14 protein-coding genes are annotated in these 14493 nt (G+C 69.2%); 9 read left to right on the forward strand and 5 right to left on the reverse strand.

The features are described 5' to 3' along the window. Positions 1-5 precede the first annotated feature (5 nt). The 9 genes from uvrC to AB0N22_RS03940 all read left to right on the forward strand — a co-directional run bounded on the left by uvrC (position 6) and on the right by AB0N22_RS03940 (position 8559). On the forward strand, positions 6-1949 hold the full coding sequence (gene uvrC / locus AB0N22_RS03900; RefSeq protein WP_364636352.1) for an excinuclease ABC subunit UvrC: 1944 nt from the start codon (positions 6-8) through the stop codon (positions 1947-1949). Beyond that, positions 1946-2809: an RNase adapter RapZ gene (gene rapZ / locus AB0N22_RS03905; RefSeq protein ID WP_364636355.1), complete on the forward strand. Its 864-nt coding sequence runs from the start codon at positions 1946-1948 to the stop codon at positions 2807-2809. The genes uvrC and rapZ overlap by 4 nt, the downstream gene beginning before the upstream one ends. Then, entirely contained in the window at positions 2806-3780 is a 975-nt protein-coding gene (gene yvcK / locus AB0N22_RS03910; RefSeq protein WP_364636358.1) for a uridine diphosphate-N-acetylglucosamine-binding protein YvcK, read from the forward strand. Before rapZ ends, yvcK begins: the two co-directional genes overlap by 4 nt. A gap of 51 nt (positions 3781-3831) precedes the next feature. Next, positions 3832-4815, forward strand: a complete 984-nt coding sequence (whiA, locus tag AB0N22_RS03915) for a DNA-binding protein WhiA (RefSeq protein ID WP_364636361.1) — start codon at positions 3832-3834, stop codon at positions 4813-4815. A gap of 131 nt (positions 4816-4946) precedes the next feature. Further along, a complete protein-coding gene (gap, locus tag AB0N22_RS03920) occupies positions 4947-5951 on the forward strand; it encodes a type I glyceraldehyde-3-phosphate dehydrogenase (RefSeq protein ID WP_364636364.1) in 1005 nt (334 codons plus the stop codon). Between the two features lie 3 nt (positions 5952-5954). Continuing rightward, positions 5955-7154, forward strand: a complete 1200-nt coding sequence (locus AB0N22_RS03925; protein ID WP_364636367.1) for a phosphoglycerate kinase — start codon at positions 5955-5957, stop codon at positions 7152-7154. Next, complete coding sequence (gene tpiA / locus AB0N22_RS03930; RefSeq protein WP_364636370.1) at positions 7151-7951, forward strand: triose-phosphate isomerase; 801 nt, start codon at positions 7151-7153, stop codon at positions 7949-7951. Before AB0N22_RS03925 ends, tpiA begins: the two co-directional genes overlap by 4 nt. A gap of 18 nt (positions 7952-7969) precedes the next feature. Further along, positions 7970-8206: a preprotein translocase subunit SecG gene (secG, locus tag AB0N22_RS03935; protein WP_340385544.1), complete on the forward strand. Its 237-nt coding sequence runs from the start codon at positions 7970-7972 to the stop codon at positions 8204-8206. Beyond that, positions 8206-8559, forward strand: a complete 354-nt coding sequence (locus AB0N22_RS03940) for an RNA polymerase-binding protein RbpA (protein WP_364636373.1) — start codon at positions 8206-8208, stop codon at positions 8557-8559. Before secG ends, AB0N22_RS03940 begins: the two co-directional genes overlap by 1 nt. Positions 8560-8654: 95 nt before the next feature. Here AB0N22_RS03940 and pgl read toward each other — a convergent pair whose 3' ends face one another. Genes pgl through tal form a run of 5 tightly spaced genes read right to left on the reverse strand, consistent with a single transcriptional unit; the run spans position 8655 to position 14467 of the window. After that, on the reverse strand, positions 8655-9356 hold the full coding sequence (pgl, locus tag AB0N22_RS03945) for a 6-phosphogluconolactonase (RefSeq protein WP_364636375.1): 702 nt from the start codon (positions 9354-9356) through the stop codon (positions 8655-8657). A gap of 16 nt (positions 9357-9372) precedes the next feature. Then, on the reverse strand, positions 9373-10278 hold the full coding sequence (locus tag AB0N22_RS03950) for a glucose-6-phosphate dehydrogenase assembly protein OpcA (RefSeq protein ID WP_364636377.1): 906 nt from the start codon (positions 10276-10278) through the stop codon (positions 9373-9375). After that, entirely contained in the window at positions 10278-11801 is a 1524-nt protein-coding gene (gene zwf, locus AB0N22_RS03955; protein WP_364636379.1) for a glucose-6-phosphate dehydrogenase, read from the reverse strand. Before zwf ends, AB0N22_RS03950 begins: the two co-directional genes overlap by 1 nt. Continuing rightward, the gene (locus AB0N22_RS03960) at positions 11798-13375 is read right to left on the reverse strand and encodes a glucose-6-phosphate isomerase (protein WP_364636381.1); all 1578 of its coding nucleotides are present in this window, start codon (positions 13373-13375) and stop codon (positions 11798-11800) included. Before AB0N22_RS03960 ends, zwf begins: the two co-directional genes overlap by 4 nt. A 3-nt stretch (positions 13376-13378) precedes the next feature. Beyond that, positions 13379-14467, reverse strand: coding sequence for a transaldolase (tal, locus tag AB0N22_RS03965; protein ID WP_364636383.1), 1089 nt, complete (start codon positions 14465-14467; stop codon positions 13379-13381). Positions 14468-14493 lie beyond the last annotated feature (26 nt).

Raw genomic sequence — 14493 nt, forward strand, 5'->3', positions numbered from 1 at the left:
GGTCGGTGGCAGATCCCGCAAGCTATCGGCCGGCCCCCGGCGAGATCCCGGTCGAGCCGGGCGTCTACCGGTTCCGCGACGCCGAGCGCCGGGTCATCTACGTCGGCAAGGCCAAGTCGCTCCGGCCACGCCTGAGCTCCTACTTCCAGGACATCTCCAACCTGCACCAGCGCACGCAGCAGATGGTGCTCACGGCGGCGTCGGTCGAGTGGACGGTCGTCAGCACCGAGGTCGAGGCGCTGGCGCTCGAGTACTCCTGGATCAAGGAGTTCGACCCCCGCTTCAACGTCAAGTACCGCGACGACAAGTCCTACCCGTGGCTCGCGGTCACGGTCGGGGAGGAGTTCCCCCGCGTCACGGTGATGCGTGGGACCCAGCGCAAGGGCGTGCGCTACTTCGGCCCGTACGGTCACGCGTGGGCGATCCGCGACACCGTCGACACGCTGCTCCGCGTGTTCCCCATGCGGTCGTGCTCTGCGGGCGTCTTCCGGCGATCCAAGGCGATCGGCCGCCCCTGCCTGCTGGGTGACATCGGCAAGTGCGCCGCGCCGTGCGTCGGCCGGGTCGACGCCGACGAGCACCGGGCGATCGTCAACGACTTCCTGGCCTTCATGGGTGGGCAGACCGCGGGCTTCACGAAGCGCATCGAGGAGCGCATGCAGGAGGCGTCCGCCAACGAGGAGTACGAGCTCGCCGCCAAGCTGCGCGACGACCTCGGGGCGCTCCGCCGCGTGCTGGAGAAGCAGACGGTCGTGTTCGGCGACGGCACCGATGCCGACGTCCTCGGCTTCGTCGACGATCCTCTGGAGGTGGCGGTCCAGATCTTCTCGGTCCGCGGCGGCCGCATCCGCGGACAGCGTGGCTGGGTCGCCGAGAAGGCCGACGAAGCCACCTTCCCAGAGCTCGTCCAGGGCGCCCTCATGACGCTCTACGAGGACTCGGCCCCGTCGGCCATCCCACGCGAGGTGCTCGTGCCCACGCTTCCGGCTGACGCCGACACCGTGACCGAGCTGCTCAGCGAGCGCCGTGAGGGCCCGGTCAGGATCCGGGTGCCCCAGCGAGGCGACAAGCGCGCCCTGATGGCCACGGTGGAGCAGAACGCCAAGCAGTCGTTGATGCGCCACAAGATGAAGCGGTCGTCCGACCTCACGGCCCGCAGCCTCGCGCTCGAGGAGATCCAGGCGGCGCTCGACCTCGACACCGCTCCGCTGCGCATCGAGTGCTACGACATCTCCAACCTCGGCGCCACCGAGACCGTCGCCTCGATGGTCGTGTTCGAGGACGGACTGCCCCGCAAGTCCGAGTACCGCCGGTTCACGATCCGCAACGAGGGGCAGAGCGACGTCGCCGCGATGCACGAGGTCATCACGCGACGGTTCACGCAGCTCCTCAAGGCCCGCGAGGGCAACGACGAGGAGGGGCCGGGCATCGACCCGGAGACCGGCAAGCCGCGTCGATTCGCCTACACCCCGGCGCTCGTCGTGGTCGACGGCGGACCGCCCCAGGTCGCCGCCGCGCACGCGGCGATGCAGGAGCTGGGCATCAAGGACATCGCGCTCGTCGGCCTCGCCAAGCGCCTCGAGGAGGTCTGGCTGCCCGATGACGAGGACCCCGTGATCCTGCCGCGCACGAGCGAGGGCCTCTACCTCCTCCAGCGTCTGCGCGACGAGGCGCACCGCTTCGCGATCACGCACCACCGTGGCCGACGCAGCAAGTCGATGATCGAGAGCGTGCTCGACCCCGTGGCCGGCCTCGGCCCCACCAGGCGCAAGGCACTGCTGAAGACCTTCGGCTCGGTCAAGAAGCTCCGCGCCGCGACGGCCGAGGAGATCGCCACGGTTCCCGGGATCGGGGCCGCTACGGCACAATCCATCGTGGAGGCGCTCGCGACCGGCGAGCAGGTCCCGGCGATCAACACCGCGACCGGCGAGATCCTGGAGGACAGTTGACGACCTTGACGCAGTTCGTGCTCGTCACCGGCATGACCGGAGCAGGGCGAGGCTCGACCGCCAAGGTGCTCGAGAAGCTCGGCTACTACGTCATCGACAACCTGCCGCCCAACCTGCTCGCCAACGTCGTGGCGACGGTGCAGGAGTCCAAGGACATCGATCGGCTCGCCGTGGTCGTCGACGCCCGGTCGCGGCAGTTCTTCGGCGGCCTCGTCGAGGCTCTCGAGGACCTGCGCGACGACGGCATCCACACCAAGATCGTCTATCTCGAAGCCGCCGACGAGGTGCTCGTACGCCGTCAGGAAGCCGCACGCCGCCCGCACCCCCTGAGCCTCGAGGGCCGGCTCGTGGACGGTCTCGACCGCGAGCGAGAGCTCCTGAGGCGCATCCGCGGCCGGGCCGACATCGTCGTCGACACGTCCAACCTCAACGTCCACCAGCTGGGCCAGCGCATCCGTGCCGCGTTCGAGGATCCCGACTCCGGCGGCCTGCGGGCGTCCGTCATGTCGTTCGGCTTCAAGTACGGCCTGCCCATCGACGCCGACATGGTGGCCGACCTGCGGTTCCTGCCCAACCCCTTCTGGGTCGACGAGCTGCGCCCGATGAGCGGTCTCGACGAGCCGGTCCGTGACTACGTCCTCCGCCAGCCCCGGTCCGCCGAGTTCCTGGAGCAATACGAGGGCCTCGTGGCGCTGCTGACCGACGGCTACCTGCGTGAGGACAAGCACTTCCTGACGATCGCGATCGGCTGCACCGGCGGACGGCACCGCAGCGTCGCGATGTCCGAGGCATTCGCCGAGCGACTGCGCGCGCATGGCGTCCGCACGCTCGTCGTCCACCGTGACCTGGGGCGCGAGTGACGACGCGGCCCGCGCACGTGGCGGGGCGGGTCGAGGGCGACCTCAAGGTCGTCTCCCTCGGTGGCGGTCACGGCCTCGCGGCAAGCCTGTCGGCGTTGCGGCGCCTCACGACCGACCTCACGGGAGTGGTGACGGTGGCCGACAACGGCGGCTCCTCCGGTCGCATCCGCGCCGAGCTCGGCGGGTTGCCTCCGGGTGACCTCCGCATGGCGCTCGCAGCGCTGTGCGGCGACGACGACTGGGGCCGCACGTGGGCCGCCGTCCTGCAGCACCGGTTCTCCGGCACCGGTGAGCTCAAGGACCACGCCGTCGGCAACCTGCTGATCGCGGCGATCTGGGACCAGGTCGGCGACCACGTCGCCGGGCTCGACCTCGTCGGCGAGCTGCTGGGTGCCCAAGGCCGCGTGCTGCCCATGGCCGCGGTGCCCCTCGACATCGAGGCCGACGTGCACCTGCGCTCGGCACCCGACCGCCTGACCCTCGTACGCGGTCAGGTCGAGGTGTCGTCCACCGATGGCCAGGTCGTCAGCGTCCGGCTCGACCCCGCCGATCCGCCGGCCTGCCCGGAGGCCGTGGCAGCGGTCGATGCCGCCGACTGGGTCGTGGTCGGTCCCGGCTCCTGGTTCACGAGCGTCATGCCGACGCTGCTCGTGCCCGGGCTCCGTGATGCGCTCACCAAGACCACGGCCAAGCGCATCCTCGTGCTCAACCTGCACGAGCAGGCGGGGGAGACCGAAGGCCTGACGCCGACGGATCATCTCGAGGTCCTGGCCGCCCACGCGCCCGAGCTGGGGCTCGACGCCGTCATCGCCGACACCAGCCTCGTTGACACGCGTGGCACGCTGGAGTCGACGGCTCGGGCCCTCGGCGCGCGCTTGTACGTCGCGGACGTCGCGGCGAGTCCAGGATCCGATCAGCACGACCCGGGACGGCTCGCGGCCGCATTCGGCAAGGTCATGAGGACGGCATAGAGTGACACTTCTCCCGGACACCACACCATCGACAGACAGGGGCTCGGCCGCATGGCAATGACGGCTCAGGTGAAGGCAGAGCTGGCCAACACCACGATCACCAAGTCGTGCTGCCGCAAGGCCGAGGTCTCGTCGATCCTGCGGTTCGCCGGCGGTCTCCACATCGTCTCGGGACGCATCGTCGTCGAGGCCGAGCTCGACACCGGCGCAGCAGCCCGCCGCCTGCGCAAGGACGTCGCCGAGATCTACGGGCACGACAGCGAGGTGCTCGTGATGCAGAACGCCGGCATCCGCAAGGACACCCACTACGTCGTCCGGGTCTCCAAGGACGGTGAGGCCCTGGCGCGCCAGACCGGGCTCATCGACGGCAGTGGCCGGCCCATCCGTGGCCTGCCGCCGCAGGTCGTCTCGGGCTCGTCGTGCGACGCCGTGGCGGCGTGGCGCGGCTCGTTCCTGGCCCACGGCTCGCTCACCGAGCCCGGCCGCTCGTCGGCCCTCGAGGTCAGCTGCCCCGGACCCGAGGCCGCTCTCGCCCTGGTCGGCGCCGCCCGCCGCCTCGGCATCAGCGCCAAGGCCCGCGAGGTGCGCGGGGTCGACCGCGTGGTCATCCGTGACGGCGAGGCCATCGGGGCGCTGCTCACGCGACTCGGCGCCCACGAGTCGCTGCTCGCCTGGGAGGAGCGCCGCATGCGCCGCGAGGTGCGCGCGACCGCCAACCGCCTTGCCAACTTCGACGACGCCAACCTGCGGCGGTCCGCCCGGGCTGCTGTCGCCGCCGGCGCGCGCGCCCAGCGGGCGCTCGAGATCCTCGGCGACGAGGTCCCCGACCACCTCAAGATGGCCGGCACCCTGCGCGTCGAGCACCGGCAGGCCAGCCTCGAGGAGCTCGGTCAGCTGCACGAGCCGGCCTTGACCAAGGACGCCATCGCCGGACGCATCCGCCGGTTGCTCGCGATGGCCGACAAGCGGGCCGAGGAGCTCGGCATCCCCGACACCGAGTCGACCTTGGGTGACGAGCAGCTGGCCGAGGGCTGATCCCGCCTCGGTGCCGCCGGCAGACCCCGGCGGAGCACGTCTCACCGCGCCGAGGTGACTCGCCGGTAGCGGACGCAACTCGGTAGGGTTGCCCCTGTCACCCACATCGACCCGCAGGAGACACGTTCCCCGTGACCGTACGCGTAGGCATCAATGGATTTGGCCGTATCGGCCGTAACTTCTTCCGCGCGGCTCGTGCCGCCGGTGCAGACATCGAGATCGTCGCCGTCAACGACCTGACGGACAACAAGACGCTCGCCCACCTCCTCAAGTACGACTCGATCCTCGGCCGCCTCGACGCCGACGTCAGCTACGACGAGTCGTCGATCACCGTCGGTGACCAGAAGATCGCCGCGTTCGCCGAGCGCGACCCGGCCAAGCTCGACTGGGCCTCGGTCGGCGTCGACATCGTCATCGAGTCGACCGGCTTCTTCACCGACGCGACCAAGGCCAAGGCCCACATCGACGGCGGCGCCAAGAAGGTCATCATCTCCGCGCCGGCCAAGAACGAGGACGTCACGGTCGTCATGGGCGTCAACCACGACAGCTACGACCCCGCCGCGCACACGATCATCTCCAACGCGTCGTGCACGACCAACTGCCTCGCCCCGATGGCCAAGGCACTCAACGACGGACTCGGCATCGAGCGTGGCCTCATGACCACGATCCACGCCTACACGCAGGACCAGAACCTGCAGGACGCCCCGCACAGCGACCTGCGCCGTGCGCGTGCCGCCAACCTCAGCATCATCCCGACGTCGACCGGCGCCGCCAAAGCCGTCAGCCTCGTGCTGCCCGAGCTCAAGGGCAAGCTCGACGGCTACGCGCTCCGGGTCCCCGTGCCGACCGGCTCGGCGACCGACCTGACGTTCACGGCCTCGCGCGAGACCACCGTTGAAGAGGTCAACCAGATCATCAAGGACGCGTCGGAGAGCTCGCTCAAGGGCTTCCTGACCTACACCGAGGACGAGATCGTCTCGGCGGACATCGTCACCGACCCGTCCTCGTGCATCTTCGACTCCGGCCTGACCAAGGTCATCGGCGACCAGGTCAAGGTCGTCGGCTGGTACGACAACGAGTGGGGCTACTCCAACCGCCTCGCCGACCTCGTCGTCCACGTCGGATCGTCGATCTGAGCTGTGAAGACGGTTTCGGACCTGGGAGACCTGCGCGGCAAGCGCGTTCTCGTCCGCAGTGACCTCAACGTGCCGCTCGACGGGACGACGATCACCGACGACGGTCGCGTACGTGCAAGCGTGCCGACGATCAAGCGGCTTGCCGACGGGGGTGCCCGTGTCCTCGTGACAGCCCACCTGGGCCGTCCCGATGGCGTTGCCAACCCGGCGTACTCCTTGGCCCCGGTGGCCGAGCGGCTCGCAGAGCTGCTCGGCACCCCCGTGCTGTTCGCCAACGACACGGTCGGCCCCGAGGCCCACCGCATCGCATCGGCGCTGCAGGACGGCCAGGTCGCTGTGCTGGAGAACGTCCGGTTCAACGCCGCGGAGACGAGCAAGGACGAGGCCGAGCGCCGAGAGCTGGCAGGCCAGCTCGCCGACCTCGCCGACGTCTTCGTCTCGGACGGTTTCGGCGTCGTGCACCGCAAGCAGGCCAGCGTCTACGACATCGCCCGCGAGCTGCCGGCGGCGGTCGGCGGACTGGTCGAGGCCGAGGTCGACGTGCTCAAGCGCCTGACCGAGAGCCCCGAGCGGCCCTACACCGTCGTGCTGGGCGGTTCGAAGGTCTCCGACAAGCTGGGCGTCATCGACAACCTGCTCGACAAGGCCGACAACCTGCTGATCGGTGGCGGGATGGTGTTCACGTTCCTCAAGGCCCAAGGCCATGAAGTCGGCAAGTCCCTCCTCGAGGACGATCAGCTCGAGATCGCGCGTGGCTACATCGAGCAGGCCGCCGAGCAGGGCGTACGCTTGGTGCTCCCGACCGACATCGTCGTGGCTCCGGAGTTCGCCGCTGACGCGCCGGCCACGGTCGTCGCAGCCGACGCGATCCCGTCCGACCAGCTGGGACTCGACATCGGCCCTGACTCCGCGGCGGCATTCGCCGAGATCATCCGCGGGTCCAAGACCGTGTTCTGGAACGGTCCCATGGGAGTGTTCGAGATGGCGGCGTTCGCGGCGGGCACCAAGGCCGTCGCGCAGTCGCTCACCGAGGTCGACGGCCTGTCGGTCGTCGGAGGCGGCGACTCCGCTGCGGCCGTGCGGCAGCTCGGTTTCGCCGACAGCGACTTCGGACACATCTCCACCGGCGGTGGCGCGAGCCTCGAGTACCTCGAGGGCAAGACGCTCCCCGGCCTCGACATCCTCGAAGGGGAGTCTGCATGACCGACCGCAAACCGCTGATGGCGGGCAACTGGAAGTCCAACCTCAACCACCAGGAGGCTGTCGTCCTGGTGCAGAAGCTCGCCTGGACGCTGCAGGACAAGAAGCACGACTTCGACAAGTCCGAGGTCGTCGTGATCCCGCCGTTCACCGACATCCGCAGCGTGCAGACGCTCGTCGACGGTGACCACCTGGCGATCAGCTACGGCGCGCAGGACGTCTCCGAGCACGACGGCGGTGCCTACACCGGCGAGATCTCCGCGGCGATGCTCGCCAAGCTGGGCTGCTCCTACGTCGTCGTCGGTCACTCCGAGCGTCGCGAGTTCCACGCCGAGAGCGACCAGCTCGTCAACATCAAGGCCGGCAAGGCGCTCGCTGCGGGCATGAGCCCGATCGTGTGCGTCGGCGAGGGCCTCGAGGTGCGCCAGGCCGGCGAGCACGTCGCCTTCACGCTGGCACAGGTCGACGGCTCGCTCAACGGTTTCACCGCCGAGCAGATGGCCTCGGTCGTCATCGCGTACGAGCCCGTGTGGGCCATCGGCACCGGTGAGGTGGCGACCCCGGAAGACGCCCAAGAGGTGTGCGCGGCGATCCGTTCGCGTGTCGAGGAGACCTGGTCGCCCGAAGTCGCAGCATCATTGCGTATCCTTTACGGCGGATCAGTGAAAGCGGCGAACATCGCCGCCATCATGGCAAAGTCGGATGTCGACGGTGCCTTGGTCGGCGGAGCAAGCCTCCAAGCGGAGGAGTTCGCCGGGATCGCTCGGTTCTATGCCATGCCGGACCTGTCCGGCGCCTGACAACGAAGGCCCCAACTCGTGATTCTGACGTTCTCCGTAATCCTGGCGATCAGCAGCCTGCTGATGATCGTCCTGGTTCTCATGCACAAGGGACGCGGGGGCGGCCTCTCCGACATGTTCGGTGGTGGCGTCTCCAGCTCGCTCGGCGGCTCGTCCGTCGCCGAGCGCAACCTCGACCGCATCACGGTCGGTATCGCAGTCGTCTGGGTCGTGTGCATCTTCGCGCTCGGCCTGCTACTGAAGGTGAGCAACTAGTGGCAGCAGGTGCTATCCGGGGCAGCCGCATCGGCTCGGGCCCCATGGGCGAGGCTGAGCGCGGCGAGGCCGCCCCGCGTCAGTTCGTGACGTTCTTCTGCATCAACAACCACACGACCGAGCTGCAGTTCGCGATCGAGGCCGAGGTGCCGGAGTCGTGGGACTGCCCGCGGTGCGGCATGCCGTCGAGCGTCGACTCCGACAACCGGCCGACCGCCAAGAAGATCGAGCCCTACAAGACGCATTTGGCCTACGTGAAGGAGCGTCGCTCCGAGACCGAGGCCGACGAGATCCTCAAGGAAGCCATCGACCTGCTGCGCACCAAGCGCAAGACCGGCGAAGTCATCTTCTAGACCTCAGCGCCAGCCCCGTCGAGCGGTGCCCGGGCGTCCACCCCGTACGGGATGCTGGACGTCAGGGCACCGCTCGATGGCGTTGGGGACGCCCGTCAGAGCTTGGAAGCGGCCGCGGTGTCGAGGAGCCAGGCCGTTTCGCTACGTCCTTGGGCCCCACGCGCGGGTGTGTCGTCGAGCGTGCCGTCGCCCAGGGCCCGGGCGACGGCGTCGGACTTGCCCTCGCCGGCCACGATGAACCACACGGCCTCGGAGTTGTTGAGCGCCGGGAACGTCAGCGAGATGCGTACGGGTGGTGGCTTCGGGGAGTCGAACACCTCGACCGCGCGTCGCTCGCTCTCGTGCACCTGGGCGAAGCCCGGGAACAGCGACGCGACGTGGCCGTCGGGACCGACGCCCAGCAGGGTGATGTCGAACGGCTCGGTCGGCAGCGCCGCGGCGTACTGGTCGGCGGCCTCTGCTGTGCTGACGTCGCAGCCGTGGGCCGGCATCGAGTGGATGTTGGCCGCCGGGACACCCAGGCGGTCGAGGAACGCGTCGCGCGCCTGCTGGTCGTTGCGGTCGGCGTGACCCTCAGGGACGAAGCGCTCGTCGCCCCAGTAGAAGTCGACCTGGGTCCAGTCGACCAGCTCGCTGCCGATCAGCTCGTAGGCATCGATCGCGATCGTCCCGCCGGTCAGCACGACGCTGGGGCGACGCCCCTCGGCCTGGATCAGCGCGATGCGACCGGTCAGGCGCTCGGCGATCGCCGCAGCCAGCGCCGGCGCGTCCGGATAGACCTCGGTCGTGGTCGTCATGCCGTCACCCCCGTGCTCATGCGTCCGCCAGCATGTGCTTGATGGTCGCCTCGTAGACGTCGTCGGCGTCCAGGCGGCGCAGGTCCTCGGCGAGCAGCTCGGCCAGCGCACGCGGCCCCAGCGGCACCTCGCGCGGCGAGGAGCCGGGCACGCTGAAGTGGCACGAGTGGTCCGTGATGCGCTCGATCTGGACGTCGCCGTTGGGCGTGTTGAGGACGACCGACATGATCTGGTCTCCCTCGTCGCTCTTGCGGGTCTTGATGTCGACCTTGAGCCGGCTCTCCAGCCATGCCACCAGCAGGGTCGCCGCGGGGTTGCCGCTGCCCGCGACGACCGTCCCGCCGGTCACCTTGCCGTCGGACTGGTCGAGGGCTGCTGCCAGGAGCGCGCGCCACGGGGTCAGCCTGGTCCACGACAGGTCGGTGTCGCCGGGCACGTAGTGACGCGCCACGTTCTTGAGCGACCTGACGGGGGAGTCGGTGGCCTCGGCGTCGGTCAGACGGCGCCGGGCAAGCCGGCCGATCGCGTCCTGCGACGGGTCCGTCGGGGGCTTGCCGGGCCACCACACGACGACGGGGGAGTCGGGCAGCAGCAGGGGCAGCACGACGGACTCCGCGTGCTTGGTGAGCTCGCCCGAGATGCGCAGCAGGATCGACTCGCCGGACGAGTTCTCACCTACGCGGACCTTGGCGTTGAGCTCGGCCGCTCCGCGGCCGTCACCGAGGATGACGCCGATGACGCGCGACGGGTGCTCGCGCGAGAGGGTCGTCGCGGTCTTCAGCGCCTCGCTGACGTTCTCGTCGTCGGTGACGACGAGCAGCGTCAGCACCATGTCCATCGCCGGGCTGCCGGCTGCGACGCGCGCCTTGACCATGGCCCGGGCGATGCTGGAGGAGTTGGTCTTCTCGAGTGCGATCTCCATCAGGGACGCCTCCAGGTGCGGCCGTCGCGAGCCAGCATCTTGTCGGCCGACTCAGGGCCCCAGGTGCCGGACGGGTAGGTGTCGATGGTCTTCTGGCGATCCCAGTGCGCGATCACCGGGTCGAGGATCTTCCACGAGAGCTCGACCTCCTCGTGCTGGGGGAACAGCGGCGGATCGCCCAGCAGGACGTCGAGGATCAGGCGCTCGTACGCCTCAGGGCTGCTCTCGACGAACGCGCCTCCGTAAGCGAAGTCCATGTTGACGTCGCGGATCTCCATCGTGGTGCCGGGCACCTTGGCGCCGAACCGCAAGGTCACGCCCTCGTCGGGCTGGATGCGCATCACGAGCGCGTTCTGGCCGAGCTCCTCGACGTCGTTCTTGCTGAACGGCTGGTGCGGCGCCCGCTTGAACACGACCGCCACCTCGGTGACGCGACGACCGAGGCGCTTGCCGGCCCTCAGGTAGAACGGGGTGCCGGCCCAGCGGCGGGTCAGCACGTCGATGCGCATCGCCGCGTAGGTCTCGGTCATGGAGGACTGGGGTATGCCCTCCTCCTCCTTGTAGCCGAGCACCTGCTCGCCTCCGGCCCAGCCGCCGACGTACTGGGCGCGGGCCGTGTGCAGGTCCATGCGGGCCGGCGGGCGGGCGTTCGCAAGGATCTTCTGCTTCTCGATGCGCAACGACGAGGCGTTGAACGACACCGGCTCCTCCATGGCGATGAGCGCCATGAGCTGCAGGAGATGGTTCTGGATGACGTCTCGGGCAGCGCCGATGCCGTCGTAGTAGCCGGCACGCGAGCCGATGCCGATGTCCTCGGCCATCGTGATCTGGACGTGGTCGACGTAGTGGTTGTTCCAGATCGGCTCGAACATGCCGTTTGCGAAGCGGAACGCCAGGATGTTCTGGACCGTCTCCTTGCCGAGGTAGTGGTCGATGCGGAACACCGACCGCCGCGGGAACACCTCGCCGACGATCCGGTTGAGCTCCTCGGCCGACGTCAGGTCGTGCCCGAACGGCTTCTCGATGACGACGCGACGCCAGCCCTCGGACGACTCGGCGAGCCCGTGCTTCTTGATCTGCGACACCACGACGGGGAACAGCCCGGGCGGGATCGAGAGATAGAACGCGTGGTTGCCACCGGTGCCCTGCTGCTCGTCGAGCTCGGCCATCGTCTTGGCGAGCCGCTCCCAGGCCTCGTCGTCGTCGAACTCGCCGGGGACGAACCGGATGCCGGCCGCGAGCTGCTTCCACACCGTCTCGCTCCACGGCGTGCGCGCGCCGTCCTTGGCGGCCTGCTTGATCATGCTGGCGAACTTTGCGGTGCCGAAGTCGTGCCGAGCGAAGCCGACGAGCGCGAATCCAGGGGGGAGCAGGCCGCGGTTGGCCAGGTCGTAGATCGCCGGGACCAGCTTCTTCTTGGCGAGGTCGCCGGTGACACCGAACAGGATCAGGCTGCAGGGCCCCGCGATGCGCGGCAGCCGCCGATCCTTGGGGTCCCGCAGCGGGTTGTCGACGAGGCTCATGCCAGCGCCTCGCGCAGGCGCTGCAGGCCCGACGCGACGTCGTTGAGGTGCAGGCGCAGGACGGGGCGACCGTGGTCGCGCAGCACGGCCGCGTCGCCGGCGGCCTGCGAGTCGATGAACGAGCCGAACGTGAAGTCCCGACCCGGCACAGCGAGGTCCTCGGACGGCGCGCCCGTGATCTGCAGGAAGACCCCGTTGGGCGTGCCGCCCTTGTGGTACTGGCCCGTCGAGTGCAGGAACCGCGGGCCCCAGCCGAACGTCACCGGGCGGCCGACGCGCTGCGCGAGCACCTCGCGGACGCCCGTGAAGTCGGCGTAGGCGATGCGGTCGAGGTAGACCTGCACCGCGAGGTAGCCGTGCTGGAGGTCGAGCTGCTCGAGCAGGGCTGCGACCGCCTGGTCGACGGTCGAGCCGGAGCCGTAGATGTCGATGCCGGCGTCGTCGGCGTCCGGGGTCGGCACGTCGCCGCCACCGGACAGCAGCTCGCGGGCCGCCTGCTTGGCGCTCTCGACGTCGGGCTGGTCGAACGGGTTGATGCCGATGATGTGTCCGGAGATCACGACGGCGACCTCCCACAGCAACATCTGCGCGCCGAGCTCGGCGTCGATCGCCGCGGCCCAGCCGGACTGGGCCTCGGGAACGTCCGTGCTGCCGATCGAGACCAGGATCGAGTCGGCCGTGCTGGGGTTGAAGTTGACCGCGTTCTCGAACGGCACCACGACAGGCAGGATGCCCTTGCCGAGCTTGCCGGTCGACTCGGCCACGAGCTGCTCGATCCAGTCGCCGACACCATGCCGGGTCTGGTCGGCGAGCACGAGCTTGTCGACGCGGTGCCGATTGGCGACACCCATCAGCACGCCGAGCCTCAGCGCCGGGTTGTCGCCGTCGTCGGCGAACAGTGCCGCTTCGGCACCCGCCGCCTGGTCGAGCAACGCTGCGATGTCGGCGCCGGCGAGGCCGCTGGGCACGAGCCCGAACGCCGTGAGCGCCGAGTAGCGGCCGCCGACGTGGGGATCGGCACGGAAGACGCGATAACCCGCCTGGGTGGCCTCGTCATCCAGCGGTGAGCCGGGATCGGTGACGACGACGATGTGGTCCACGGGATCGAGCCCCGCGTCCTTGAACGCCTGCTCGTACGCGCGGCGCTGGCTGTCGGTCTCGACGGTGCCACCGGACTTGCTCGAGACGACCACGATGGTGCGTTCGAGACCCTCCGCGATGGCTGCGCGGACCATGTCGGGCTGTGACGAGTCCAGGACCGTCAGCGGGACGCCCGCCTGGTGGCAGATGACCTCGGGAGCGAGCGACGACCCGCCCATGCCGCAGAGAACGACCCGGTCGAGCCCCTTGGCGCCCAGCTGCTCGCGCAGCTCGACGATCTCGGGGACGAGCGGTCGGGAAGCCTCGGGCAGCTTCGTCCAGCTGAGCCTGATGCTCGCTTCTGACTCGGCGTCGGGACCCCACAAGCTGGCGTCCTGGGCCGCGAGGCGTGACGCCACGCGATGCTGGACGGCTTCGCGCAGCGCCGACTCGAACTCGTTCTGGACCGGGACCGTGAGGGCGATCTGCACCACGGCTCAGGCCTTGTCGAGCTCGGTCTGGACGGTCTCGAGCAGCTCGTCCCACGACTTCTCGAACTTGTCGAGGCCCTCGACCTCGAGCTGCTCGACGACTTCGTCGTAGGAGATGCCCTGGGCCTCGAGGTCGGCGATGACCTGACGCGCCTCGTCGTACGTCCCGCGCACGGTGTCACCCGTGACCTCGCCGTGATCGGCGAACGCCTCGAGCGTCTTCTCCGGCATCGTGTTGACGGTGCCGTCGACGACGAGCTCGGTCACGTACATCGTGTCGGAGTAGGCCGGGTCCTTGACGCCGGTCGAGGCCCACAAGGGACGCTGCACGTTGGCGCCCTTGGCGGCGAGCGCCTTGAAGCGGTCGGACCCGAAGACCTCCTCGTACGCCTCGTAGGCCAGTCGTGCGTTGGCGATGGCCGCCTTGCCGCGCAGCGGGCTGTCGTCGGCGAGTCGCTTGTCGATCTCGGAGTCGACCCGGCTGACGAAGAACGACGCGACCGAGTGGATCGTCGAGAGGTCCTTGCCGTTGGCGTCGGCCTGCTCGAGACCGTAGAGGTAGGCGTCCATGACACCGCGGTAGCGCTCGAGCGAGAAGATCAAGGTGACGTTGACGCTGATGCCCTCGGCCGTCGTCGCGGCGATGGCGGGCAGGCCCTCGACCGTGGCGGGGATCTTGATCAGCGTGTTGGGACGGTCGATGCGGTCCCACAGACGCTTGGCGAGGTCGACCGTGCCGTCGGTGTCTTTGGCGAGGTCGGGGTCGACCTCGATGGAGACGCGACCGTCGAGGCCACCGGTGGCGTCGAAGACCGGGCGCATGATGTCGCAGCCGTTCTGGACGTCGGTCGTCGTGAGCTCGAAGACCGTGGTCTTGAGATCCGCGCCCGATGCCTTCAACGTCTTGACCTGCTCGGCGTACCGCTCGCCCTTGGCGATGGCCGCGGCGAAGATCGTGGGGTTGGTGGTGACGCCGACGACGCCGGAGTCAGCGACCAGCGACGCGAGGTTGCCGGTCTCGATGCGTTCACGCGAGAGGTCGTCGAGCCAGATCGATACCCCGGCGTCGGCCAGGGACTGCAGACGGTCGTTCATGATGTCTCCTTCGGATTCAGTTGTGC

The organism is Aeromicrobium sp. NPDC092404 (assembly GCF_040684095.1).
Classification (GTDB): Bacteria; Actinomycetota; Actinomycetes; order Propionibacteriales; family Nocardioidaceae; genus Aeromicrobium.

Bases quoted from the DNA above. Each gene is read 5' to 3' on its own strand.
- whiA (WP_364636361.1), top strand. From the start codon at position 3,832: ATGGCAATGACGGCTCAGGTGAAGGCAGAGCTGGCCAACACCACGATC.
- tpiA (WP_364636370.1), top strand. From the start codon at position 7,151: ATGACCGACCGCAAACCGCTGATGGCGGGCAACTGGAAGTCCAACCTC.
- pgl (WP_364636375.1), bottom strand. From the start codon at position 9,356: ATGACGACCACGACCGAGGTCTATCCGGACGCGCCGGCGCTGGCTGCG.
- AB0N22_RS03950 (WP_364636377.1), bottom strand. From the start codon at position 10,278: ATGGAGATCGCACTCGAGAAGACCAACTCCTCCAGCATCGCCCGGGCC.
- zwf (WP_364636379.1), bottom strand. From the start codon at position 11,801: ATGAGCCTCGTCGACAACCCGCTGCGGGACCCCAAGGATCGGCGGCTG.
- tal (WP_364636383.1), bottom strand. From the start codon at position 14,467: ATGAACGACCGTCTGCAGTCCCTGGCCGACGCCGGGGTATCGATCTGG.